The 21,408-nt window shown below is 70.8% G+C and carries 27 protein-coding genes and 1 pseudogene; 15 read left to right on the forward strand and 13 right to left on the reverse strand.

The genetic code is table 11. The features are described 5' to 3' along the window. Positions 1–409 precede the first annotated feature (409 nt). On the reverse strand, positions 410–1,324 hold the full coding sequence (locus tag ACLQ2U_RS11780; RefSeq protein WP_425750630.1) for an HNH endonuclease: 915 nt from the start codon (positions 1,322–1,324) through the stop codon (positions 410–412). 161 nt (positions 1,325–1,485) lie between these two features. Then, on the reverse strand, positions 1,486–1,725 hold the full coding sequence (locus ACLQ2U_RS11785; RefSeq protein WP_425750631.1) for a winged helix-turn-helix domain-containing protein: 240 nt from the start codon (positions 1,723–1,725) through the stop codon (positions 1,486–1,488). A gap of 315 nt (positions 1,726–2,040) precedes the next feature. Between ACLQ2U_RS11785 and ACLQ2U_RS11790 the strand changes: the two genes are divergently transcribed. From ACLQ2U_RS11790 to ACLQ2U_RS11815, 6 genes are all read left to right on the forward strand, one after another. After that, positions 2,041–2,334 carry a DivIVA domain-containing protein gene (locus tag ACLQ2U_RS11790; RefSeq protein WP_425750632.1) on the forward strand — a complete coding sequence of 98 codons (294 nt, stop codon included), beginning with the start codon at positions 2,041–2,043 and terminating at the stop codon, positions 2,332–2,334. 2 nt (positions 2,335–2,336) lie between these two features. Continuing rightward, positions 2,337–2,477 carry a hypothetical protein gene (locus ACLQ2U_RS11795; protein WP_425750633.1) on the forward strand — a complete coding sequence of 47 codons (141 nt, stop codon included), beginning with the start codon at positions 2,337–2,339 and terminating at the stop codon, positions 2,475–2,477. Positions 2,478–2,604: 127 nt separating this feature from the next. Next, on the forward strand, positions 2,605–2,949 hold the full coding sequence (locus ACLQ2U_RS11800; protein WP_425750634.1) for a hypothetical protein: 345 nt from the start codon (positions 2,605–2,607) through the stop codon (positions 2,947–2,949). A 41-nt stretch (positions 2,950–2,990) separates the two neighbouring features. After that, entirely contained in the window at positions 2,991–3,356 is a 366-nt protein-coding gene (locus ACLQ2U_RS11805; RefSeq protein WP_425750845.1) for an ArsR/SmtB family transcription factor, read from the forward strand. A gap of 145 nt (positions 3,357–3,501) precedes the next feature. After that, positions 3,502–3,825 carry an SRPBCC domain-containing protein gene (locus ACLQ2U_RS11810; RefSeq protein ID WP_425750635.1) on the forward strand — a complete coding sequence of 108 codons (324 nt, stop codon included), beginning with the start codon at positions 3,502–3,504 and terminating at the stop codon, positions 3,823–3,825. After that, a complete protein-coding gene (locus ACLQ2U_RS11815; protein WP_425750636.1) occupies positions 3,812–4,387 on the forward strand; it encodes a TIGR03086 family metal-binding protein in 576 nt (191 codons plus the stop codon). Before ACLQ2U_RS11810 ends, ACLQ2U_RS11815 begins: the two co-directional genes overlap by 14 nt. Positions 4,388–4,514: 127 nt before the next feature. Here ACLQ2U_RS11815 and ACLQ2U_RS11820 read toward each other — a convergent pair whose 3' ends face one another. Continuing rightward, positions 4,515–5,288: a VOC family protein gene (locus ACLQ2U_RS11820; RefSeq protein WP_425750637.1), complete on the reverse strand. Its 774-nt coding sequence runs from the start codon at positions 5,286–5,288 to the stop codon at positions 4,515–4,517. A gap of 143 nt (positions 5,289–5,431) precedes the next feature. Beyond that, positions 5,432–6,118: a VOC family protein gene (locus tag ACLQ2U_RS11825; protein WP_425750638.1), complete on the reverse strand. Its 687-nt coding sequence runs from the start codon at positions 6,116–6,118 to the stop codon at positions 5,432–5,434. 97 nt (positions 6,119–6,215) lie between these two features. On the opposite strand from ACLQ2U_RS11825, the gene ACLQ2U_RS11830 reads away from it, so the two are divergent. Further along, on the forward strand, positions 6,216–6,707 hold the full coding sequence (locus tag ACLQ2U_RS11830; RefSeq protein WP_425750639.1) for a hypothetical protein: 492 nt from the start codon (positions 6,216–6,218) through the stop codon (positions 6,705–6,707). 431 nt (positions 6,708–7,138) lie between these two features. Here the strand turns inward: ACLQ2U_RS11830 and ACLQ2U_RS11835 are convergent, their stop codons facing one another. Together ACLQ2U_RS11835 and ACLQ2U_RS11840 are read right to left on the reverse strand one after the other, a co-directional pair. Next, on the reverse strand, positions 7,139–7,699 hold the full coding sequence (locus ACLQ2U_RS11835; protein WP_425750640.1) for a hypothetical protein: 561 nt from the start codon (positions 7,697–7,699) through the stop codon (positions 7,139–7,141). Between the two features lie 48 nt (positions 7,700–7,747). Then, positions 7,748–8,329: pseudogene (locus ACLQ2U_RS11840) on the reverse strand (transposase family protein); the annotation flags it as partial. A gap of 215 nt (positions 8,330–8,544) precedes the next feature. On the opposite strand from ACLQ2U_RS11840, the gene ACLQ2U_RS11845 reads away from it, so the two are divergent. Next, entirely contained in the window at positions 8,545–9,408 is an 864-nt protein-coding gene (locus ACLQ2U_RS11845; RefSeq protein WP_425750641.1) for a hypothetical protein, read from the forward strand. A gap of 115 nt (positions 9,409–9,523) precedes the next feature. On the opposite strand, the gene ACLQ2U_RS11850 is transcribed toward ACLQ2U_RS11845, so the two are convergent. Beyond that, positions 9,524–10,687, reverse strand: a complete 1,164-nt coding sequence (locus tag ACLQ2U_RS11850) for an alpha/beta hydrolase (RefSeq protein WP_425750642.1) — start codon at positions 10,685–10,687, stop codon at positions 9,524–9,526. Between the two features lie 197 nt (positions 10,688–10,884). Here ACLQ2U_RS11850 and ACLQ2U_RS11855 point away from each other — a divergent pair, with 197 nt between their 5' ends. After that, on the forward strand, positions 10,885–11,343 hold the full coding sequence (locus tag ACLQ2U_RS11855; protein ID WP_425750643.1) for a MarR family winged helix-turn-helix transcriptional regulator: 459 nt from the start codon (positions 10,885–10,887) through the stop codon (positions 11,341–11,343). A gap of 139 nt (positions 11,344–11,482) precedes the next feature. Here the strand turns inward: ACLQ2U_RS11855 and ACLQ2U_RS11860 are convergent, their stop codons facing one another. Next, entirely contained in the window at positions 11,483–12,337 is an 855-nt protein-coding gene (locus ACLQ2U_RS11860; protein ID WP_425750644.1) for a class I SAM-dependent methyltransferase, read from the reverse strand. A gap of 115 nt (positions 12,338–12,452) precedes the next feature. Here ACLQ2U_RS11860 and ACLQ2U_RS11865 point away from each other — a divergent pair, with 115 nt between their 5' ends. Continuing rightward, the gene (locus tag ACLQ2U_RS11865; protein WP_425750645.1) at positions 12,453–13,130 is read left to right on the forward strand and encodes a winged helix-turn-helix transcriptional regulator; all 678 of its coding nucleotides are present in this window, start codon (positions 12,453–12,455) and stop codon (positions 13,128–13,130) included. A gap of 15 nt (positions 13,131–13,145) precedes the next feature. Here ACLQ2U_RS11865 and ACLQ2U_RS11870 read toward each other — a convergent pair whose 3' ends face one another. Next, entirely contained in the window at positions 13,146–14,948 is a 1,803-nt protein-coding gene (locus ACLQ2U_RS11870; protein ID WP_425750646.1) for an ABC transporter ATP-binding protein, read from the reverse strand. A gap of 81 nt (positions 14,949–15,029) precedes the next feature. Here ACLQ2U_RS11870 and ACLQ2U_RS11875 point away from each other — a divergent pair, with 81 nt between their 5' ends. After that, positions 15,030–15,458, forward strand: coding sequence for a MarR family winged helix-turn-helix transcriptional regulator (locus tag ACLQ2U_RS11875; RefSeq protein ID WP_425750647.1), 429 nt, complete (start codon positions 15,030–15,032; stop codon positions 15,456–15,458). A gap of 101 nt (positions 15,459–15,559) precedes the next feature. Here the strand turns inward: ACLQ2U_RS11875 and ACLQ2U_RS11880 are convergent, their stop codons facing one another. The 3 genes from ACLQ2U_RS11880 to ACLQ2U_RS11890 form a co-directional block, all read right to left on the reverse strand. Then, entirely contained in the window at positions 15,560–16,480 is a 921-nt protein-coding gene (locus ACLQ2U_RS11880; protein ID WP_425750648.1) for a DUF559 domain-containing protein, read from the reverse strand. Between the two features lie 290 nt (positions 16,481–16,770). After that, a complete protein-coding gene (locus ACLQ2U_RS11885; protein ID WP_425750649.1) occupies positions 16,771–17,985 on the reverse strand; it encodes an RNA polymerase sigma factor in 1,215 nt (404 codons plus the stop codon). Next, a complete protein-coding gene (locus ACLQ2U_RS11890) occupies positions 17,982–18,329 on the reverse strand; it encodes a YciI family protein (protein ID WP_425750650.1) in 348 nt (115 codons plus the stop codon). The genes ACLQ2U_RS11885 and ACLQ2U_RS11890 overlap by 4 nt, the downstream gene beginning before the upstream one ends. A 267-nt stretch (positions 18,330–18,596) precedes the next feature. On the opposite strand from ACLQ2U_RS11890, the gene ACLQ2U_RS11895 reads away from it, so the two are divergent. Together ACLQ2U_RS11895 and ACLQ2U_RS11900 are read left to right on the forward strand one after the other, a co-directional pair. After that, a complete protein-coding gene (locus tag ACLQ2U_RS11895) occupies positions 18,597–18,965 on the forward strand; it encodes an ArsR/SmtB family transcription factor (protein WP_425750651.1) in 369 nt (122 codons plus the stop codon). Continuing rightward, positions 18,962–19,603: an SRPBCC family protein gene (locus ACLQ2U_RS11900; protein ID WP_425750652.1), complete on the forward strand. Its 642-nt coding sequence runs from the start codon at positions 18,962–18,964 to the stop codon at positions 19,601–19,603. The genes ACLQ2U_RS11895 and ACLQ2U_RS11900 overlap by 4 nt, the downstream gene beginning before the upstream one ends. A 133-nt stretch (positions 19,604–19,736) precedes the next feature. Here the strand turns inward: ACLQ2U_RS11900 and ACLQ2U_RS11905 are convergent, their stop codons facing one another. Continuing rightward, the gene (locus ACLQ2U_RS11905; RefSeq protein ID WP_425750653.1) at positions 19,737–20,102 is read right to left on the reverse strand and encodes an ADP-ribosylation/crystallin J1; all 366 of its coding nucleotides are present in this window, start codon (positions 20,100–20,102) and stop codon (positions 19,737–19,739) included. 123 nt (positions 20,103–20,225) lie between these two features. Between ACLQ2U_RS11905 and ACLQ2U_RS11910 the strand changes: the two genes are divergently transcribed. Then, positions 20,226–20,741 (forward strand): DUF2199 domain-containing protein, encoded by a 516-nt coding sequence (locus tag ACLQ2U_RS11910; protein WP_425750654.1) that lies wholly within the window; start codon positions 20,226–20,228, stop codon positions 20,739–20,741. Continuing rightward, the gene (locus ACLQ2U_RS11915; RefSeq protein ID WP_425750655.1) at positions 20,732–21,382 is read left to right on the forward strand and encodes a hypothetical protein; all 651 of its coding nucleotides are present in this window, start codon (positions 20,732–20,734) and stop codon (positions 21,380–21,382) included. The genes ACLQ2U_RS11910 and ACLQ2U_RS11915 overlap by 10 nt, the downstream gene beginning before the upstream one ends. Positions 21,383–21,408: the final 26 nt, after the last annotated feature.

The raw sequence follows: 21,408 nt of genomic DNA on the forward strand, positions 1-21,408 counted from the left end.
GTATTCGACGTGCCCGGAGCGGGCCGGCCGCTGGTCTGGCTGCGGGCCGGGTGGCGGGTCAACCTCGTCGCCAGCCGGTGGTCGGACGACCCGATCCGGGCGCCCTGGACCTCGCCGACTCAGCCGTCCATGACAACTAGGGCAGATACGCCAGCCGCACCGGCTCGGCGAGCACGGCCTGGGCCGTGGGCACGTCGGCCAAGCGCGTCGCCAAACGCGGTCCACCGGTTGGCTTTCCGCGTTGCCGGGGCGCGAGGCCAGCCGTCGCAGCCGACCCGCCTCCCGTAGCTGGTCGATGAGTTGGAGGAACAGCGGGGCATTCGGCGCGGACCCGCTGCACGGCCTTGTGCCGGTGGACCTTCGCCACTCGCATTCGAGGTCGGCGAGTCCACCACTTACATGCATGTATTTAGGCGGCCTTGAACACGGTGTCGAGGTGCCACTCCAGGAACTCGCCGTTCGGCCGGTCGCCGCGCCGCTCCGGAACGGCAATCTGCGTTCCCGCCTTAGCGTAAAACTGGTCGCCGTTGCCGAATTCGCTGCGGAGCCGTGAACTGACCATCAGCCGGTACTTCGGATCCACCCCAAGGTAGCCACGGTCGAAGAGGATGTGGACGTCCGACTTGAGAAGCAGACCGTTGTCCAAGCGGTGCTCGCCGCCCTTCGGAAGCGGCCGGATGTGGGCGGCCTGCAACACCGGCTGAACCTTGTTGCCCGTGATTGCGCAGCGCCGGCCGTATGCCCCGAGTACCACAGCCTTGAACGACTGCTGGCCGAGGCGCTGCGGCACCAGCCTGGGATCGCCGTACACCGGCCCCGGACGGTGCCACGGCTCGCTCAGATCGAGCTCGACCGTCGTACCGATCAAGCGGTGGATCAGCAGGTCGAAGTAACCGGCTGCGGAGCCGTCGGCAAGATCGTACGTCTTCCCCTGCACAACGTTCGAGGCGAACCCCGGGGGCGGTGCGACGGTGGACTCGTCCGGAAAGAACGTGGTGTCGCGGACAAAGATGCAGCCGATGACCGGGTCCTCGTCGACGCCGATTGCCTGCTTGCGGTACCGGCTGACGCTGCGACGCATTTCATCGAGGCTGGCGACACCGTTGGCCTCGCCAAACAACTCCCACGCCTCAGAGATCCGCAATTGGGTGAATCCGCTGAAGAAGCCGCCACCGATGACACGGTTCAGGGGATGGTGAGCCTTGAAGAAGAAGGGCTCGCCGGGGGTGAGCGCCCGAAATCCCCCGCCGGACGGGCGCCAGAAGTTGACCTCGTTCAGGCTGGGGCGAGCCGCCAGGAAGCGGTACCACTTCTCGTCCGTCACCCCCACGAAGGCCCTCACAACGGCCAAGAGTGCACCGGAGTTGATCTCGTGACCACCGCCCGAACGGTCATGAATCCACTTGCGATGACCGGCCGTCCCCGAACGGACGTCTCTCAATCCGTCGCTCCTTCATGCCATCAAGGGGCAGCGGGAAGCAGCGATCAGGGCTCGCGCATCCAGGTCTTCGGATCGGTGACGAAGATGCCCTTGCCCTGATGCCGCCGGATCACCCGCAGGGCCTCCAGCCGCACGTAGACCATCTGGATGGTCGACGAACTGACTTCGAAGCGGTCCGCCATGTCAGCGATCGAGGGCAGCTTCTCCCCCGGCTGCACCTTTCCGCTGCGCAGGTCCTTGATGATCTCGTCCGAGATCCGGATGTAGTCCGGTGTCTGTGGCATGACGCTCCTTGCGTGGCACGCCAATTTGATCACGACACGCACCGGCGGGACAACCAAGCGTTGCGTTCCGCTACTTAGGCATATATGTTTGATCGCGGGATGCTCCTCGCGTGGCAACGAGATCGGCTCATCCCCCTGGTCGGGGCGGGTGCGCGTGCCCGCCCCGACCCACCGGACTGCTCTGCTGCCGTACCGCTGAACTGAGCTGCGGCGGCGGAGCGGGCGGGCCGCCCGCGGCCGGCATGCGGCCGGCCCGCCCTTCCAGACCCACCGAAAGGACCTCTCCCGCTCCCACCTGCATAGGAAAGGAACGACGTGGCCCAGGTGTATCGAGGTGGCCAGCTCTACGGGACCGGTCACCCGGCCCGGTTGACGCCGCACGAGGTGCGGACCCGCGAGTTCGACCCGCGTCGGCGCGGCGCCGACCCCGATCAGGTACGCGAGTTCCAGCTCCAGGTGGCCGACGAGCTGAACGACCTCCACCAGGAGGTACGGATGCTCAGCCAGGAGAACGACCGGCTCAAGCGGGCGCTGCGCGACTGGCAGACCATGCACGCCCGGGAGTGCCGGCCGCCGCAGGAGTACCACACCAACGAGGGCCGCTGGTAGTCGTGCGTCCCTCCCCCGGCGACCTGTTGCTCATCGACGGCCGGGCCTCGGTGCAGTTCGCCGGGGACCGGGCCCTGACGTTGCGGGTGGTGTCCGTCTGCGACCGGCCGACGTACTCCGGCTGGGTCTGGCTGACCGGCTAAGTCATCAACCGCGCCGGCCGGGCGACCGCCAAGCGCGAGGTCTACGTCCAACTTGCCGGGCTCCACCCCGCTACGAGCACCCCGGCCCCAAGCCGCTCCCGTGTCACCCGCCCCTACGCTTCGCGGCATGACCAGGGTGACGGCAGAGCAGCTCGCGACCGCTCGGGGCTGCGTGCTCGGGCTGATTTTCGGTGACGCGATCGGTGCGATCGGCGGCAACGTGCCGGCCAGCGGGACGCTGCGGGCCACCAGCGCCGGCCAGCTCGCCTGCTTCACCGTCGACGGGCTGATTCGGACCCCGTTCGCCTCACGCATAAAGAGTCTGCCCACCGCCGATCAGTGTTTGGCGGGGGCCCTAGACGCCCCGGACCGCGACCCGGAGATCGATCTTGCCGATAGGAGTCTCGGTCGCTTCGCCGTTCTGAGCTGGCCTTTCAACCCTCCGGTTGACAGGCTCGCCGCACGGGCGTAGCGTGCCTTTCAACTGAGGGGTTGAAAGCTGGTGAGGTGGCGATGACGGCAGACTCGCTGTCGCGGATCTTCGCGGCGCTCGCGGATCCGACCCGGCGCGACATGGTGGCTCGGCTCTCGGCGGGCGACGCGACCGTGAACCAGCTCGCCGAGCCCTACCAGATGACGCTGCAGGCGGTCTACAAGCACCTCAAGGTGCTCGAGGACGCTGGGGTGGTGAGCCGGCCACCGGGGCCGCAGCCTCGGCCGGTGCGGCTGGAAGCGGAGGTCTTCGACCTGATGGACAAGTGGATCGAGCGCTACCGGCGCCAAGCGGAGGAGCGCTACCGCCGCCTCGACGCGGTGCTGGCGCGGATGAACGACGAGACACCGAACGATACCGAGGAGCAGAAGGGGAGTGCGGCGTGAACACTATCGCCGAAACCACGATTGAGGCCGACCCGAAGGTGCCGGTCATCCGGATGAGCCGCGACTTCAACGGTACGCCCGAGCAGCTGTTCCGGGCGCACACCGATCCTGCGCTGTTCGCGGACCGAGCGCCATGGAGACGCGCGTGGTCGAGTGGGATGCGCGCTCCGGTGGCAGCTGGCGGTTCGTGTCCACCCGCAGCGGCGAGGAATACGGATTCCGCGGCTGCTTCCACGAGGTCCGGCCCGACCGGATCGTGCAAACGTTCACGTTCGAAGGGCAACCCGACGGGGTGGCGCTGGAGACGCTGTGGTTCGAGGATCTCGGCAACGGGCGTTCCCGTCTACGCGCACAGTCCCTTGTGGATAGTTTTGAGAGCCGTGACGCGTGGCTCGCCAGCGGCATGGAGGTCGGGGTCAACGAGGGTTACGCCAAGCTCGAGGAGATGCTCGCCGATGGCAGTGTCTGACCGGCCCGCCGAGCGGCATCGGGAGATCGGCCGGGTGTTCACCGACCGTGTCCGGGGCACCCGCTCGTGGGACGCGCCCTGTCCGGTCGCCGGCTGGACCGCCCGCGACGTCGTGCGTCACCTCGTCGAATGGTTGCCGTCGTTCCTTGCCGGCGGCTCCAGCGTGCGGCTGCCGGCCGTACCATCGGTCGACGACGACCCAATCGGGGCCTGGCAGGCGCACGTCGATGCCGTACAGGCGCTGCTCGACGACCCGGCGACCGCCGAACTGACCCTGTCCAACCGGCACATCGGCCAGCTGCCGCTGGACCGCGCGATCGACCAGTTCTACACCTCGGACGTGTTCATGCACACCTGGGACCTGGCCCGGGCGACCGGCCAGGACGACCGCCTCGATCCGGAATTCTGTGCCCTGCTGCTGGCGGGGATGGAGCCGTTGGAGGACGTCATCCGATCGTCCGGACAGTATGGACCCAGGGTGCCGGTGAAGGACGACGCCGACACCCAGGCCAAGCTGCTCGCCTTCATCGGCCGGGATCCGCAGTGGACACCAGCAAACTGACCGCAGCCCTGGTCCTCCTCCAAATCAACCACGCCCGCACCACATGACAACACTCAGTGATCAAAACCTTGCGCGGAATGGCTCACTGTGGCGGCGGCCCACCTGGAGCGGTGGGCCGGCCGCAGCGTCACATGGAGAAGTTCGGGTCGTTCTTGATGATCGAGAAGGCGCCACCCTGCGGGTCGATGAGTGTGGCGAATCGCCCGGCGGGCGAGTCCTGCCGCACCTTCTCCGTCGCGCCTAGCGAGATGGCCAGGTCCGCGGTGGCGTCGCAGTCGTCGACGGCGAAGTAGACGCTCCACTGCGAGGGCATCGGTCCCCAGTCGGGTTTGATCTGCATGGCTCCCGCCACGGGCTGCCCACCGGCCTCGATGAGCGTGTAGGTCTCGTTGCCGCCCATTGCCACGTCCCGCGTCGCGACCCCGAAGACGGAGGTGTAGAACGCCTTGCTCGCCGCGATGTCGCTCGTCATGAGCTCGGCCCAGGTGAGGCTGCCGTGCTCGCCGGTCACCTCGGCACCGCGGTGCTTGCCGGACTGCCAGATCGAGACGTACGCGCCAGTCGGGTCGAGCAGGACCGCCATGGTGCCCTGGTCCATCACCTGCATCGGTGCCATGATCACCTTTGCGCCGGCGCCCTCCGCGGCGGCAGCGGTCGCCGTCGCGTCGTCCGTAGCGAGATAGGTCGCCCAGGACGTGCCGCGCTGCGGATCCGCCGCCGGGCCGATCCCGGCCGTCTGCCGGCCGTCCTTGAGGAACGCTCCGTAGCCGCCCGCGTCGGGTCCGAAATCCAGGTGTGTCCAGCCGAAGAGCCGGGTGTAGAAGGCGACGGCACCCGAAATGTCGGTCGTGCCGATGTCAACCCAGGTCGGGGCGCCCTTGGGGAACTCTGGTGTCCTCATGCCGCCATCCTGACATATCGGTCGGACACTTCCGGGCCGGACGCGCGCCGCGGTGGCGTTCGCGCAAGCCAAGTGATCTCGCCCGGCGCGCCCCGAGAGCAGTGATATCAACTACGCGAATTCTTGTACGCCCGCGGCCCCACTCAGCTCTGCGCGGCCCGGTCCGCCTGGGCCTGCCGGGCCTGCAGGAACGGCCCCAGCCCCATCCTGTCCTCACTCGCCAGGAACGCGCCGCGCGCGTTGAGCAGCGTCTCGTCGGCGTGGTCCATGCAACCCCACACCGTTTCGCCCCACGAGTCGGCGAGCTTCACCTCGGCTGGCTCCGGGCACGCCTCGCCGCGCGGACCGCCGATCTGGCAGCGGGCCGGCGCGCCACCGCGGCGGCTGACCGCCTCGGCCGCCTCGCGGATCAGCGAGAAGCGGGCCTCGCCGCCGGGCTGCTCGACCCGCGCCTGGGCCGGTACGGCCCGACGCTGCCCGAAGACCACCACGTTGCCGTCCGGATCGGTGGTACGGCACTCGCCGCCGGGGGCGTGCTCGGGGTAGCCGACGCGTTCGACGGTGTGCCCGGCGGCGGTGAGCCCTTCGACCGTCGGCTCCAGGTCCTTGACGTACAGGTAGATCAGCAGGGGCAGCTCGACGCTGATCAGCCTCGGAGTGACCGCGGCCAGCAGCAGGGTCAACTCGCCGCACTGCAGGTACGACCAGTGGGAGTCCCCGTCACCACCGGAACGGACCTCGGCGTAGCCGAACACCTCGTAGAAGCGTCGCGCCGTGTCGGCATCCGCGACGTACAGCACCGGCACCTGCGCCTGCACTCCACTCTGCACCGCGCCACCTTACCTATACGGGAGGCACGAATCACGTGTTCGAGATCGCCTTTTCTCGTGCCCCCACGGCACGATCGTCCGCCCCTACGATGCGGCCATGTTCTCCTCTCGCGGAACCAGCTCCCGGACCGCCGACTGGACACCACCGCGGCGGCCGGACTGCTCCTGCCCGGAGCACCACGAGGAGCTTGCCGACCTGGTGCTGCCCTCCATCGAGCCCACCGAACCGGGGACGACACTGCCGGACCTGGTCGCCGCGAACGCCCTCGGCGTCGTGCCCGCCGAGCCGCGCGACCGCTGGCTGGAGATCCACGACGAGTCGGACAGCGGTCCGGTGCGTCTCGGTCCCTTTCACTGGGGTCTGTGGCTCGGTGACGAAGCCAGGTCGTGCTACGACGACGACTCCGAGCGGTCGCTGGATCAGGCGCTGCTCGACCGCCCGGGCGTCGAACGGGTCGAGTGGATGGAGCGGGAGGAGTTCCTGGTGGGCGCCCCCACCCTGTGCGCGAGCGGGCTGCTGGCCGCCATGGCTCGCGCCCTGGCGGATCCCCGGGTACGCGCCGCTTCCGCCGGGCAGCCACCCCCGTAGGCCGGATCAGCGGGCCAGCGCCGGTGACCGAGCCGCGACCACGCGGGCGATAACAGAGTCCGGGGCGTGCCAGGAGCGGCAGCTGCTGCTGACGTCCGGCACGCCGGAACCAGTGCGCGTACTGCGCGGCCGACTCCACCGACGTCGGCTGATCTGCCGATCCGGCCGGGTCGGCTCCCTACAGGTAGGCAAATCTGGCCGGCTCTCGAAGCACCGCAGCGGCGGCGTCGACGTCGGCGAGCCGGGCGGCGAGCGTCGCGGTCGCCAGGCGGGTCGGTAGGGCACTGCTGCGCTGCCACGGGTCAGCCAGATCGCTGAGGGTGGCGATCAGGGTGGCGTTGGTCGGAACCCCGCCCAGGGCCAGGTCATCAAGCGGTGACGACCCGCCGCTTCAACGCCACTGGGCGGCGTCAGGAGCTCGACTGGTTCACTCAGCCGCAGGAGGCACAGGCACCGATCACTGGGAGTTGGACGAAGCAGCTCGGACAGAGCGGTCGGCGCGGCTCCGGGGCGTTTCGCTTCAGAGTCGCGCGGAGCTTCGGTGCGAGCGCCGGCACGCCTCCGCCCGTCGGCAGAGCCGCCCCGAAGTGGCGGTAGCAGGCCAGTCGGGCGGCGGCGGCGTGCTTCTCCCGGGCGATCTCGTCCGCCACCGGTGGCCCGCCAGTCACCTGGAGCACTTCCTCGTACCCTCCGCCGACCATTCCGTCGTCGAGCCGCACGACCAGCGCGCTCAGTGGCGGATCACCCCTACGGTGCGCCTCGCGGATGACCCGGTTGAGGACCTCCCCGATCCAGTTCTGGAGCAGAGCCGACGTCCGGATGCCCGAACTGGCCTGGAACCTGTCCCTCAGCTCGCCGTAGGTGATGATCGCGTGATAGCTCCCGGCGACCTCGACCAGGATGTCGTACGCGTGGTAGGCCCAGATGTCCCAGGCTTCCTGCGCACTGATCTGGTCGCCGTTCTCCCGCCAGTACCCACGCTGTCGCACCACGGTTGCCTCCTCCTCGGGCCGTACGGGCGGTCCCGCAGGAGCTTAGGGCCGCCGGCGTTTGAACGGTGTCCAGATGGTGCCGCCGGCTCCTTGGTAGCCCTTGTCTGCGAAGGTCATCACGCCAGCATTGGTCAGGGCGTCGATCAGGCCGTGGGTGCGGGCGGCGGTCAGGTCATGGGTTGAGCCGGGCAGCGCGGGTGAGGCCCAGATCAGCCGGCCGGCGGGGTCGGCCAGGACCTGCACGTTCACCCCGTGTCGCTTGTGCTTGCCCGAGTAGTAGGACCGCTGATCGGGGACCCGATCGATCGGGATCAGGGTGCCGTCGAGGATCGCGTAGGCCAGTCGGGTGACTCGGCGCATCGCTTCGGCGAGGTCGGCGGCATCAGCTGAGAGTAGGTCGACTGCCTCCCGCAGGTACCGCCACACGGTGGTCACCGATACGCCGAACCCGGCCGCGAGGCGGGTGAGGGTGTCACCGTTGCGCAGGTGGGCCAGGGCCATCAGCGCCTGTTGATGCTCGGGCAACCTGCGCCAGCGGGCGCCCAACGCTCTCCGGCGGGTGCGAATCAGGTCGGTCAGGCGGTTCAGGCTGCGCGTGGACAGCGGGATGCTGGCAGGATAGGTCAGCAACGAAGCTCCCGTGCTGGGCGGTTGTTCTTGGTCGACTGCTGTCCTACCGGGAGCCTCGTCCTATCTGGAGCACCGACACACCGGCGTCGCGCACCTGCTCACCACCTTGAGCCCGGTGAAACAGGGCGGGGTGTGTTGACCTGACGTGCGAGGCGGGCCGCGGTGGGAACGTCGCCCACCCTGCACGTCGTTCGACAGAAAGGTGGCGGGGCTCGATGACCTACTACGGCTACTCCGAGGACGAGTCGCTACATGCCGTGGTGTGCCTGGATCCGCGGGACCCGGCTCGTGTCGCGCGGAGTTCTCGGGCGTGGCTGAAGCAGGGTTGGGACGGGCTGTTCGGTGAGGTGTCGCGGGCAGTGGCTGCGAAGGATCCGGATGTGGCGGCCTCGCTGATCGTGTGTGCCACGGAGCGGGACCCGATCCGTGCTGTCCGTCGTTCCGATGATCGGTGGGCGGCGGCGCTGAGCAAGACTCACGAGAATCCGGTGCTGGTCCAGGTCGCGGCGGCTACGGAGGAGAAGACGTTGTCCTACGCGCATGTCCGCCTAGGGGTGAGCCGGGTGCTGGACAACAATCCGTGGGCGCACCTGGTCACCCGGGCGATGCTGGGCACTGCCTTCGACCCGGCTGTGGAGTATGACCGGTGGGTGGACTTCTTGGCCATGGTGTTGGCCGATGCGGATCCCGGGTACGGCGAGGTCAGCCATGACGGCGGCAATGACGCGTCTACCGAGCTGGACAAGGCCCTTCGGCGTGACAGCGACATTTCCGTCGAGCAGAGTCGGCAGCTGCTGCGCGGATACTCGTGGGTAACGGTGGTGCCCCAGGAGCTGGTGGACCGACTCGGCGGGGCTGACGTCATCGAGGCGTCTGGCGCGGTGGCGGAGGTACGACGCTTCAGGGCTGGTGGGGTGCTGCTGCGAGCGACCCGTGCGCCAGAGGAATTCGACGACGAGACGATGCACCGCCTTTTCGCGCTGCTGGCTCCCGTGTTGCCGCCGGGGCAGCCGCGCGACCTTCCCGGCTGGCCGACCAGCCATCGAGTCGTCTATGAAGACGCTTCGATCTACCACTGAGCCCTCTTCATCGCTGACCAAGCTTCGTTGCGGCCCCCGCCGCCACCGCGATCGTGCAGGCCATCCTCGTCCTCCAAGCCGCCGAAGGTGCCCCGCTGCAAACGATGAAAATGGCTCACTGCAACGCGCCCGAGGCGAACGCGTGGCTGGCCTCGACAATCCCCATCACCGTTGACAGCTCGGCATCATTCCGCGGTCCGTAGATCATCACCATCCCGCGGGCGAGCCGGATCCCGGCCAGGGGGTGCGCGACCGCCCAACCCTGTGCCACGGCGTTCGCGGCGAGCGCCGGGGGTAGCGCGACGTGCAGGGAGCCGTCGTGCCCCGGGTGCAGGTGGGCGAACTCACCGACCGACGGCACCAGGAAGGCGTCCAGCGGGCCCTGCGCGGCCGGTCCGAGCATGAGCCCCCAGGCACCGGGTACCGAGATCGCCGACTGTCGGGACGAGACACCGGAGAGGGTGCTGATGCGGCGGAACAGCCTCTCCTGCAACGCCTTCGGCGCGTTGTCGCTGCGCTGCTCCTGCGGGATCGTCCAGGACACCTGTGGGCGGTGACCCTCGCGCGGTGGGAGAAGACCGTCCGGAAGGCTCGGCCACCGAACACCCTCCGCCAGCCCGACGGGCCCGCTGCCCCGCTGGGTCAGGAACCCCAGTCGCTCGCGGATCCAACCGCCGAGCTCTGCCAGCGTCGCCTGGGAAATCCCATGGCCGCCCGGGTCCCGGCGGGCATAGGCGGGAGCGCCCGAGTCGCCGAGGAGGTAGTGCCAGGTGCTGTCGAGAAGTTCGCGAGGGATGACGGTGTCCTGGTCGCCTTGGGCGACGAAGACGGGTAGACCCGCGAGGCGGGCTGGTGTCACCGGGACGCCCGCGTCGAACGGGAGCGTGCCGTAGAGGATGGCCGCGCCGCTGAACCGCTGGGGGTCCGCGAGGATCAGGCCACCGGCGAAGGCGGCGCCGCCGCTGAACCCGACCAGGATGACGGGACGTCCCGGCGGGGCGGCCTCGTCCAGCCAGGTGCGGAACCAGGTCATGGTCTCCGCCAGGGATTCGGCGACCGGCCGTCCGATCCCGCGGTTGGCGAACCAGGCGTAGCCGGCGCCCTCGGCGATCGGTGCCCGCACGGCCGCGTACGCCGGACTGCTGGGCAGGTGGTCGGCGAGCGCGATGATCTCGCGCTCGTGGGAGCCGCGGCCGTGCAACAGGACGACGAGCGGCGCCTGCGGGTCGGTCGAGCCCGCCGTCGCCACCGACGCGGGTGCAAAGCGGGGAATGCTCATGCCTGCTGCTCTCCTTCCCGGGCGCCGGTGACGACCCGACCGGCCGTGCGGACGCCAGACCGGCGGTCGAGTTCGGCCTGCGGGTCGAGCGCGACGACCGGGGCCTGGGCGACATTTCTCTGATCAGTCAGATGTTGACTCCTCAAACATTAGCACAACTACTGTCTGGTCAACCTCTGACGAGTAAGATTTCTGCCATGGCTACGACCCCCGCTGCTCCCGACAGGGCCCTGATCACGACATTCGGTCGGCTCGTGGAGGTGTTCAGCTCTCTGGAACAGCGGCTGGGGGCGTCCCTGGAGGAGCGCTGTGGCATCCCGCACAGCTGGTTCGAGGTCATGCTCCGAATCGCCAGGTCCGAAGACGGCCAGGTGAGCATGGGGTCACTCGCCGAGCAGATCGCGCTGACCACAGGAGGGGTCACCCGACTGATCGACCGGATGATCGCTGCCGGTTACATCGAGCGGGTGCCCTGCCCTACTGACCGCCGGGTGAACTTCGCGTCGCTCACCCCGGCCGGTCGCGCAAAGCTCCAGGAGGCGGCCGAGGTCCACGCCGGCAACCTCGAGCAGGTCTTCGCCGACTTCACCGGCGACGACCTACGGAGGCTGGATGAGCTGCTCGATCGGCTCCGCGGCCGAGCAGGCACCGGCTGAGTTCGGCTGAATCCGAGTCCCAGACGGTGACCATCACGTACCCGAAGACGACGAGCGCCGTGACGGCCATCAACGTCAGCGGACGGTCAACGTCATGGACCATCCTCGCCAGCCGATGGCCGCGGGCGATCCCCGCCGTTCACCCCGTCGGCGCACCCGCCGACCTGCGGGCGGTGAAAAGGAGGTACTCCCACTCCATGACCGTCGCCCCCGCACCGCGGTCGTTGCGGCGCGCCAGCTCGGCGAGGTCGCGGTCCAGCGCGGCCGTCCGGTCCGGGTCGTCGGCGATGCCCCGGTACGCCGCGACGGTGGGGCCGTAGTTGGTCTTGAAGAAGTCACGGAACGCCTCGGGGGTGGCGAACTCGTCGACCCGCAGCGCCTGTCGACGCGCCACCACCTCGGTCACCCGGTCCCCGAGCAGGGCTCGCACGTGCTGCTCGTCGCCCCACAGCGGTGCGGGCTGCGCGCCGGTCGGCGGCGGCGGCACGTACGGCTTCAGCGTGCCGAGCAGCTGTCCGACGAAACCGTCCGGCGTCCAGCTGAGCAGGCCGATGGTGCCGCCCGGGCGGCAGACCCGGACCAGTTCGTCCGCGCTGGCCTGGTGGTGCGGGGCGAACATGACGCCGACGCAGGACAGCACCGTGTCGAACCCGCCGTCGGCGAACGGTAGCGCCTCGGCGTCCGCCTGCCGCCACGCCAGGTCGGCGCCCTGCTCCTCGGCCAGCCGCCGGCCCACCTCCAGCAACTCCGGAGTCAGGTCGCTGGCGGTGACCCGCGCACCGGCCAGCGCCGCCGGTACCGCCGCGTTACCCGAGCCGGCGGCGACGTCCAGCACCCGGTCACCGGGTCGGATCCCGCACGCCGCGACCAGGATCCGCCCCAGCTCGGGGATGATCTCGGATGCCACGGCCGGGTAGTTGCCGAGGGCCCACATGGCGCGGTGGCGGGCCTTGAGGGCCTCGTCGGCCGCCGCGGCGTCGGTAAATGTCGTCATGGGCTGTCGCCTCTCGTTCGTCCTGCTCCTGGCAGTGACGCTAGGGACGGCAACCCGACGCGCCTAGTACACGTTCTGTACTGGACCGGTAGACGACAGGTACTAGCCTTCATCCATGGGGTCGTCGTATCACCAGTTCTGCCCCGTCTCGAAGGCGATGGAGCTGCTCGACGGACGGTGGACGATGCTGATCGTCCGCGAACTCGTCAGTGGCAGCGAGCGCTTCAACGAACTCCGCCGTGGACTGCCCCGGCTCTCGCCCGCGCTGCTGTCCCGGCGGCTGCACGAGCTGACCGTCGCCGGCATCGTGCGTCGGGAGGCCGACGGCGCGGAGGTGCGGTACGTCCTGACGGCAGCCGGCCGGGAACTGCGACCGATCGTCGAGGCGCTCGGGGTGTGGGGTGTGCGCTGGGTCGGTGAGATCGGCGACGAGGACCTCGACCCGAAGCTGCTGCTGTGGGACATGCACCGGCACGTCGACCACGCGGTCGTGCCGGTCGGACGCACGGTGGTGCAGTTCAGGTTCACGGACGTGCGCGCCCGGCAGCGCGACTGGTGGATGGTGATCACGCCGACGGAGGCGGACGTGTGCGACGCGGACCCCGGCTTCCCACTCGCGGTCACCGTCCACGCCAGCCTGCGCGCCCTGATCGACGTCTGGCGCGGCTCCGGGACGTGGGCCGACGCGCTGCGGGGCGGCACGGTCGAGGTGCAGGGTCCGGAGGCGCTGCGCCGGGCGGTGCCCCGCTGGTTCACCCTGTCCCCGTTGGCGTCGGTGCCACGGCCGGCCTGAGGCGGGGTCGTCGCGTCAGGCGGCGAGGGCGGCGTACCGGCCGTCGTGGTCGAGCAGGCTCTGGTGGGTGCCCGATTCGACGATGCGGCCGTGGTCGAGCACGGCGATCTGGTCGGCGTGGCGGACGGTGGAGAGCCGGTGCGCGATGGTGAGCACCGTCCGGCCCTCGGAGAGCCTGTCGAAGGCCCGCTGGACGGCCCGCTCGGTCTCGGTGTCCAGCGCGCTGGTGGCCTCGTCCAGCACCAGGATGCGCGGGTCCCGCAGCAGCGTACGGGCGATCGCCAGACGCTGCTTCTCCCCGCCGGAGAAGCGGTGGCCGCGGGAGCCGACCATCGTGTCGTACCCGTCGGGGAGCCCGGCGATGAGGTGGTGGATCTGTGCGGCGCGGGCCGCGTCCTCGATCTCGGCGTCGGTGGCGTCGGGCCGGGCGTACCGGAGGTTCTCCCGGACGGTGGTGTGCAGCAGGTACGTCTCCTGACTGACCACGCCCACGACGGCGGCCAGGTCGGTCAGTCGCAGGTCGCGCAGGTCGACGCCGTCGATGGTGATCCGACCGCTGCCCGGGTCGTGCAGCCGGCTGACCAGCGCGGCGAGGGTGCTCTTGCCGGAGCCGGTCTCGCCGACCAGAGCCAGGCTGGTGCCGGCCGGCACGTCGAGGGTGACCCCGGCGACGGCGGCGGTGTCGCTGCCCGGGTAGCTGAAGGTGACGTCCTCCACGCGCAGGTGGCCGCGGACCCGGGCCGGGTCGATCTCGACCGGCCGGGCCGGGTCGTCCACCTCGACCGGCAGGTCCAGGTACTCGAAGATGCGGGCGAAGAGCGCCAGCGACGCGGTGAGCGAGACGCCGACGTTGAGCAGCCCCATCAGCGGCCGGAACAGTCCGCCCTGCAGCGCGGTGAACGCGACCAGGGTGCCGATGCTGAGGGTGCCGGCGGTGCCGGGCAGCCCCGCGCTGAGGTAGATGACCGCCGGGATGGCGGCGAAGATGATGCTCATCGAGGCCATCCGCCAGCGTCCGGCCAGCTCGGAACGGAGTTCGAGGTCGACCAGCCGGGCCGAGGAGGCGGTGAAGCGGTGGGTCAGCGCGGTGCCGGCGCCGAGGGTCTTGCTGAGCTGCACGCCGCTGATCGACAGCCCCTCCTCGATGGTGACGTTGAGGTCGGCCAGCTCGCGCTGGCGCTGGGCGGTGATCTCGCGGCGCATGGCCGCGACCCGGCGGGTCAGCCAGATGGCCGGGGGCAGCACCACCAGCGAGACCAGGGTGAGCCGCCAGGAGAGCGCCACCATCGCGACCAGCGTGGCGACCACGGTGGTCAGGTTGGACGCGATCGAGGTGGCGGTGGACGTCACGACGGTCTGCATGCCGCCGATGTCGTTGGTGATGCGGGACTGCACCTCGCCGGTGCGGGTGCGGATGAAGAACGCGATCGACTGCCGGTGCAGGTGGGTGAAGACGTCGGTGCGCAGCCGGTGCATCACCTGCTGGCCGACCCGGGTGGAGATCCAGGTCTGCACCACACCGAGCACGGCGGTCACCGCGGCGACCGCGACCATCCCGCCGACCAGCCAGGCCAGCAGGGTCAGGTCGCGCTCGGGCAGCGCGCGGTCGATCACGGTAAGCAGCAGGAACGGCGAGGCCATCGCGAGCACCGAGGAGACCACGATGATCGCGACTACCGTCGCCAGCTGCCCACGGCACGCGGTGAAGAGCCGGCCGATCCGGCGCAGCGACACGTCCCTGGCCTGGGCCTTCTCGGCGGCGCTGACGGTCCGGGGGGCGCCGCCGCGGCCCTCCCGGCGGGTGGGGGTGGTATCCAAGGGAGACCTCTTCCTGTCAGGGGTGTTGCTGAGGTTACCTCATCATGAGGTAGCAACAGGAAATTCTGCTACGGTATTCCGGTGACCGCCGAGGAACGCGACCCGCACGAGGAGAGCCTGGCGGAGCTGTTCTGGGCGGTGGCCCGACGGCTGCGCCACCAGTCCCGGCAGACCCTCGGGCCGTGGGAGGTCAACCCCGGCCACGCCCGCGCGCTCGGGGTGCTCACCCGGCACGGCGCGATGCGGCTCAGCACACTCGCCGAGCATCTGCACATCGCGCCGCGTTCCACCACCGAGGTGGTCGACGGCCTGGAGGAGCGCGGGCTCGTCGCGCGCCAGCCCGACCCGGCGGACCGGCGGGCGACCCTGGTCGCGCTGACCGAGGAGGGTACGAGGGTCGGCGCGGCGATCCGTGCCGCGCGGGACGCCGAGGCGGAACGCTTCTTCGGCCACCTGGGGCGCGACGACCGCGAACAGCTCACCCGCATCCTGCGCACCCTGCGCGACTGACCGCCCCGCCCACTCACCAGCGACCAACCCACGGCTCGCCACACCGACCCGCGATCTCGTTCGTAGCCACGACGCTCGTCGCGCCCCGCCCGATGTCGCGATCACGCCGTCGCCCGCCGGCTGGCCAGGATCGCGAGCACCTCCCGGCGTACCGCGTCGACCTCGTGGACCAGCCGGCGATGGGCGAAGCGGACCACCAGGATGCCGACGGTGGCGAGCAGCGCGTCCCGACGCAGGTCGATCTCGCGCTGTCGGGGATCGCCGTGTGTGGTGGCGCCGTCGAGTTCGATGTCGACCCGTTCCCGCTCGGCGTAGACGTCGAGGTACATGGTGCGGGCGCCGACGACGACCTTGGCCTGTCTCCCGAACGGGGGCATCCCCGGGCCGGTGAACACGTGGTCGTGACCCCAGATCTCCAGCGGGCTGCGGCAGCCCGCGTCGAGCCGGGCGAGCAGCGTCCGCAGCTCCGCCCGGCCGGTGAGTCGGGGCGCGGTCTCGAGGAGAGTCGTGATCCGCTCTGGCGTCGTGAGGCGGTCGTTGACCGCGCGGATCACGGGTGCGGCACGCTCGGCGGGAGGCAGCAACGGCCAGGCGTCGACGAGCGCCCGTTCCAGCCGCACCAACGGCACACCCGACCGGATCGCCACCTCAGGGGGATCCATGACCAGGCCATTGCGGTGGTGCACGGCGAGGTGGGGTCGGGGATGGACGCCCGAACCGCGCGGCGCGTCGAGGTGTACGGGCTCGTCGTCGGGTTGGCGGCGCAGGCCCCACAATTCGAGGGCGGTGAGGCTGCTCAGCGCCGCCCGCCCGTCGGCATAGGCGAGCGCCGCACGCCTCCTCGTCGCCGGGGCAAGTCGGGCGAAGGCCGTGGCGTCGGCGGCTGCGTCGGGGCGGCCCCGCTGCGCCCTCGAGCCGGGGCGGCGTAGCTCGACGGTCGAGCCGGCGGAGAGCAGCGCGGTGTCGACGTAGACGCCACACGCCGGAGCGACCCGCTGCGGCAGGCGTGCCGCACGGCCCACTCGGGAACCACCTCGGCCGCCACCCGTCGGGTCACCACGCCCTGCCCCAGCTCGACAAGGGACCTCAGCACCGGATGCACGGAGCACACGGTGGCCCACACCTCGACATCCGACCAGCCCGATGGCCCCCTCCTGTGGACATCCGCCCACCTGTGGAAGACAGCCCACCCGGTCACCGCATCTGCTACGGGCCGCCATGATCGGGTAGCGGTTTCCGAGACGACCCGCCAGGGAATCTGCCGAAATCCGCTACCCGATCATGGGCGTCCGGCGGCTGAAGGGGAAGGCCGTCAGTGGTGGGGGTTCAGGTGGTTTCGTTGGCGACGGAGGTACGCCTGTTCCGCCCCGTTGGCCGTGCGGCTGATCGCGGATTCGTAGGCGGCACGGGCTTCGGACTCGCGGCCCAACCGGCGCAGAAGGTCGGCGCGGACGGAGTGGAAGACGTGGTAGCCGTCGAGGTCGAGGTCGTCGACGAGGGCGAGGGCGGCCGCCGGCCCACGCACCTCGGCGAGCGCCACGGCCCGGTTCAGCGCCACCACCGGCCCGGGGTCGAACGCCTGGAGCTGGTCGTACAGCTGGAGGACCTGGGCCCAGTCGGTGCCGGCGGCGGTCGTCGCGTCGCTGTGCACGGCGTGGATCGCGGCCTGGATCTGGTACGGGCCCGGCCGGTTGCGGCGCAGGCAGCGGCGCACCAGGGCCTGCCCCTCGACGATCAGGGCGGGGTCCCAGCGGCTGCGGTCCTGGGCGGCGAGCGGGATCAGGGTGCCGTCGGCGGCGACCCGGGCGGGGCGGCGGGCCGCGGTGAGCAGCATCAGGGCGAGCAGGCCCAGCGCCTCGGGCTCGTCGGGCATCAGCTCGACCAGCAGCCGGGCCAGTCGGACCGCCTCGACGGAGAGCTCCTCGCGGACCGGCCGCGCCCCCGCGCTGGCCGTGTGCCCCTCGTTGAAGATCAGGTAGAGCACGGCGAGGACCGCGCGCAGCCGGTCGGGCAGGTCGGCGTCGGCGGGGATCCGGTACGGGATGCCGGCATGCCGGATCTTGGCCTTGGCCCGGACCAGCCGCTGCGCCATGGTCGGTTCGGGGACGAGGAAGGCCCGGGCGATCTCGGCGGTGCCGAGCCCGCCGAGCAGGCGCAGGGTGAGCGCGACCCGGGCGGCGGGCCCGAGCGCCGGGTGGCAGCAGGTGAAGATCAGGCGGAGCCGGTCGTCGCGCACGGGTCCCTCCTCGGCCGGGGCGTCCGGGGTGTGCAGCAGCGCGGCCTGGGCGTGCCGGTCGGCCCGGGTCGCCTCCCGGCGCAGCCGGTCGATGGCCCGGTGCCGGGCGGTGGTGATGATCCAGCCGGCCGGGCTGGGCGGGGGGCCGGCCTCGGGCCAGCGCCGCACCGCCTCGGTGAACGCCTCCTGGACCGCCTCCTCGGCGAGGTCGATGTCACCGAGGAGGCGGACCAGCACGGCCACCGCGCGGCCGTACTCCGCGCGGAAGACCCGTTCAACGTCGACCGTCACGCCTCGCCCTGGAACGGGCGGACCTCGATCGGCAGGGTGGTGGCGACGGCGTAGCGGCGGCCCCACTCCAGGGCGGCGTCCAGGTCTGGCGCCGTGATGATGGTGAAGCCGCCCAGGTACTCCTTGCCCTCGACGTACGGCCCGTCGGTGACCAGCACCTCGTCGCCCTTCGTGCGCAGCACGGTGGCGCTCTCCGGCCCGTGCAGCCCCTGCCCGAAGACCCAGGAACCGGTGGCCTCCAGCTCCTGGCGGATCGCGCCGAGTTCCCGCATGACGCCGGCCAGGAACTCCGGATCGGGCTGGCCGCCCTCGGGCTGGTACATGCTCAACAGGTACTGCTTCATCTCGCTCCTCCTGATCGATCGGACCCTTCACCTCTGACACGATCGGTGGTGGCCCGGATCGACATCCCGCCGGAATTTTTCTCCGATCGGATCAACGCGGGCGGGTCAGGGCCGGTAGCCGTGGGCCAGGATCCGCTGCGCGCCCATCGCGTACGCCCGCAGGTCGTCCGGGGTCGCCGCACCGAGCCCGTCGGCGTACCGGTTGTACATGGTCGCCGCCCGCCTCGGGTGATTGCTTATATAAGTCCCGCCTGATAGAAAGGGTCGGTGCACGCCTTCGACGTCCTCGGCGACCCGGTGCGCCGCCGCATCCTGGAGCTGCTGGCCCAGGGCGAGCTGACCGCCGGCGGGGTCTGCGCGGTGATCCAGGAGGAGTTCGGCATCTCCCAGCCCGCCGTCTCGCAGCACCTGAGGGTGCTGCGGGACAACGGGTTCGCCACCGTGCGACCGCAGGGCGCCCGGCGCCTCTACGCCGTGGACCCCCGCCCGCTGCGGGAGGTCGACGAGTGGCTGGCCGGCTTCCGCCGGTTCTGGGCGCCCGCCCTGGACGCCCTGTCCACCGAACTGGCCCGCGGCCGGCGCGAACGGCGATCGCACGCACCCGACGACCCGACCGACGACAGGAGAGCCCGATGATCGACGCCACGCACCAGATCAGCGCCGTCCGGCGCACCGTGGGCAACCGCACGCTGGAGGCCGGCGAGGCCCGCGTGCTGACCATCAGCCAGGCGTACGACGCGCCGCTGGAGGACGTCTGGGACGCCTGCACCAACGCCGAACGCATCCCCCGCTGGTTCCTGCCGATCTCCGGCGAGCTGCGGCTGCACGGCCGCTACCAGTTCGAGGGCAACGCCGGCGGCACCATCCAGCGCTGCGACCCGCCGAAGAGCTTCGCCGCCACCTGGGAGTACGGCGAAGAGGTCAGCTGGATCGAGGTCCGGCTCACCCCCGAAGGCGACGGGCGTACCCGGTTCGAGCTGGAGCACGTCGCGCACGTCGACGACGAACGGTGGGCGCAGTTCGGCCCCGGCGCCGTCGGCGTCGGCTGGGACGGGGGCCTGCTCGGCCTCGCCTCCCACCTCGGCGGCGCGGGCGCCGGGATCACGCCCGAGGAGGCCGCCGCCTGGATGGGCTCCGAGGAGGGGCGGCGGTTCATGACGCTGAGCAGCGAACGCTGGGGCGAGGCGAGCGTGGCCGGCGGCACCGACCCGGAGGCCGCGCGGGCCGCCGCCGAGCGGACCACCGCCTTCTACACCGGCGCGCCGGCCTCCTGAGGACAGTGCCGGGCCGCGTCACCGCGCGGCCCCAACCGGGGGTACGCGGTCCGCGTCCACGACGCGACCGATCGGGGGTACGCCGGGCCGCGTGAGCGCGCGGCCCCGCGTGGCTCGCGGTCCCCGGCGGCGCTCAGTCGGTGGCGGCCGGCTCGGCGTGGAAGGAGCGCACGACCTCGATCCGACCGACGATGTGCCGGTTGAACTCGGCCAACTCCTCCGCCGGCACCCAGAGCTCGAGGATGTCCCGGCCACCCACCTGGTGGACCGGGTAGCGGGCGGCGAACTCGCGGTCCACCTCGAACCGGGTGACGAAGCCGGCGCCGGAGGCCGGCACGTTCCAGTCCCGGGCGATCATGACGGCGTACGCCTCGTTCAGCACCGGATAGAAGATCGGCTGGTCGGGCAGGCGCGGCGGCCATGCCGTCCAGCCGGAGGCCTCGACCAGCGCCAGCTCCTGCGGCCCCGTCGGCCGCCACAGCGTCAGCGTCCCGCTCATCCTGCTCACCCCGTCCCGTGTCCGCCGGAGGCTATCCGCCGGCCGGCCCACCCTGCGACCGGTTTGGCCCACGGCGGCGACTCCCCGCACCGCTGGTCAGGAGTGATCGGCTACGGTCGCCGGATGCGTGACGGATCGGGCTACACCTGTGGGACCTGCGGTCGACGGCACGACGACCTGCCGCTGTCGTACCGGACCCGGGCCCCCGCGTTCTGGTCGGAGCAGCTGGCCGAGGACGACCGCAGCGAGCTGACCTCGGACCTCTGCGTCATTCGCGGGGAACACTTCTTCGTCGAGGGCAACATCGAGATCCCGCTGTCGGACGCGGAAGGCACGTTCACCTGGGGAGTGTGGGTGTCGCTGAGCGCCGCCAACTTCGGGCGCACCACCGAGCTGTGGGAGACGCCGGGCCGTGAGTCGGAAGGGCCGCACTTCGGCTGGCTCTCCACCGAGCTGCCGGTCTACGGCGTCAGCACCATCGAGCTGAAGACCCATGTGCACACCCGGCCGGTCGGCGAGAAGCCGTTCATCGAGGTCGAGCCGACCGACCATCCGCTGGCGGTGGAGCAGCGGACAGGCATGACCATGGCCCGGGTCCGGCAGATCGCCGAACAGCTCCAGCACGCCGGATGGCGGTGACCGGCGACGCCGGGGGCCGTCCGTCGGCCGCACAGATCCGCGGGCACCTCCGGGCGAAGGTCAACGACGCGTTGCGCCGGCCGGGCATGTATGGCGGGGAGATGGCCCTGCACCTGCTCCTCGACGCCCTGGCCTTCGCCGAGGGACGGCACGAGGAATGGCGTCGGGCGAACGACGGGCTGCGCGAGCGGGGCCGCTTCACGTCGGTTGGCGTGCGTGGGGTGTTCCTGCCCGTGTTGCCGAAGGCCGTGAACCACGACGACGCGGTCAGCTCGGTCTACGCCGAACTGGCCCACCGACTCGGCTGGCTGGAAACCGACCGCCTCCTCACCGCCGAGGAGTACGACGACCTGACGGCGACGCTGCCCGGGTGGGTCGCCGAGGACCGCGGGCTGACCGACGTGCTGGCGCGGTTCGGCCGGCCGTCGATCCGGCTCGGCGGGGGCAACCCGCGCTTCCCGTACACCCTGCTCTACGTCGCCGCAGGGTCGGATCAGGTGGTCAGCTTCCACCTGTGGGGCGACTGGGCGGAGCCGCTCGCGGACGAGCCCACGCTGCTCGCCGCGCGCCGGGGCGATCTGGCGTTCACGACCGGTCTGCACGCCACCCCCGAGGGCGCGCGCCGCCGTCCCACTGAGTGACGGGGAGCGTGCCGCCACCCGGGCCG

The sequence above is a fragment of the Micromonospora sp. DT47 genome (genome assembly GCF_049844475.1).
Taxonomy (GTDB): Bacteria; Actinomycetota; Actinomycetes; order Mycobacteriales; family Micromonosporaceae; genus Micromonospora.

What these genes read in the sequence shown, in the direction of transcription:
- ACLQ2U_RS11890 (WP_425750650.1), bottom strand. Translation starts at nt 18,329, where the DNA reads ATGAAGCAGTACCTGTTGAGCATGTACCAGCCCGAGGGCGGCCAGCCC.
- ACLQ2U_RS11905 (WP_425750653.1), bottom strand. Translation starts at nt 20,102, where the DNA reads ATGAGCGGGACGCTGACGCTGTGGCGGCCGACGGGGCCGCAGGAGCTG.
- ACLQ2U_RS11800 (WP_425750634.1), top strand. Translation starts at nt 2,605, where the DNA reads ATGACCAGGGTGACGGCAGAGCAGCTCGCGACCGCTCGGGGCTGCGTG.
- ACLQ2U_RS11855 (WP_425750643.1), top strand. Translation starts at nt 10,885, where the DNA reads ATGGCTACGACCCCCGCTGCTCCCGACAGGGCCCTGATCACGACATTC.
- ACLQ2U_RS11900 (WP_425750652.1), top strand. Translation starts at nt 18,962, where the DNA reads ATGATCGACGCCACGCACCAGATCAGCGCCGTCCGGCGCACCGTGGGC.
- ACLQ2U_RS11815 (WP_425750636.1), top strand. Translation starts at nt 3,812, where the DNA reads ATGGCAGTGTCTGACCGGCCCGCCGAGCGGCATCGGGAGATCGGCCGG.
- ACLQ2U_RS11830 (WP_425750639.1), top strand. Translation starts at nt 6,216, where the DNA reads ATGTTCTCCTCTCGCGGAACCAGCTCCCGGACCGCCGACTGGACACCA.
- ACLQ2U_RS11850 (WP_425750642.1), bottom strand. Translation starts at nt 10,687, where the DNA reads ATGAGCATTCCCCGCTTTGCACCCGCGTCGGTGGCGACGGCGGGCTCG.
- ACLQ2U_RS11860 (WP_425750644.1), bottom strand. Translation starts at nt 12,337, where the DNA reads ATGACGACATTTACCGACGCCGCGGCGGCCGACGAGGCCCTCAAGGCC.
- ACLQ2U_RS11785 (WP_425750631.1), bottom strand. Translation starts at nt 1,725, where the DNA reads ATGCCACAGACACCGGACTACATCCGGATCTCGGACGAGATCATCAAG.
- ACLQ2U_RS11805 (WP_425750845.1), top strand. Translation starts at nt 2,991, where the DNA reads ATGACGGCAGACTCGCTGTCGCGGATCTTCGCGGCGCTCGCGGATCCG.
- ACLQ2U_RS11910 (WP_425750654.1), top strand. Translation starts at nt 20,226, where the DNA reads ATGCGTGACGGATCGGGCTACACCTGTGGGACCTGCGGTCGACGGCAC.
- ACLQ2U_RS11820 (WP_425750637.1), bottom strand. Translation starts at nt 5,288, where the DNA reads ATGAGGACACCAGAGTTCCCCAAGGGCGCCCCGACCTGGGTTGACATC.
- ACLQ2U_RS11865 (WP_425750645.1), top strand. Translation starts at nt 12,453, where the DNA reads ATGGGGTCGTCGTATCACCAGTTCTGCCCCGTCTCGAAGGCGATGGAG.
- ACLQ2U_RS11845 (WP_425750641.1), top strand. Translation starts at nt 8,545, where the DNA reads ATGACCTACTACGGCTACTCCGAGGACGAGTCGCTACATGCCGTGGTG.
- ACLQ2U_RS11915 (WP_425750655.1), top strand. Translation starts at nt 20,732, where the DNA reads ATGGCGGTGACCGGCGACGCCGGGGGCCGTCCGTCGGCCGCACAGATC.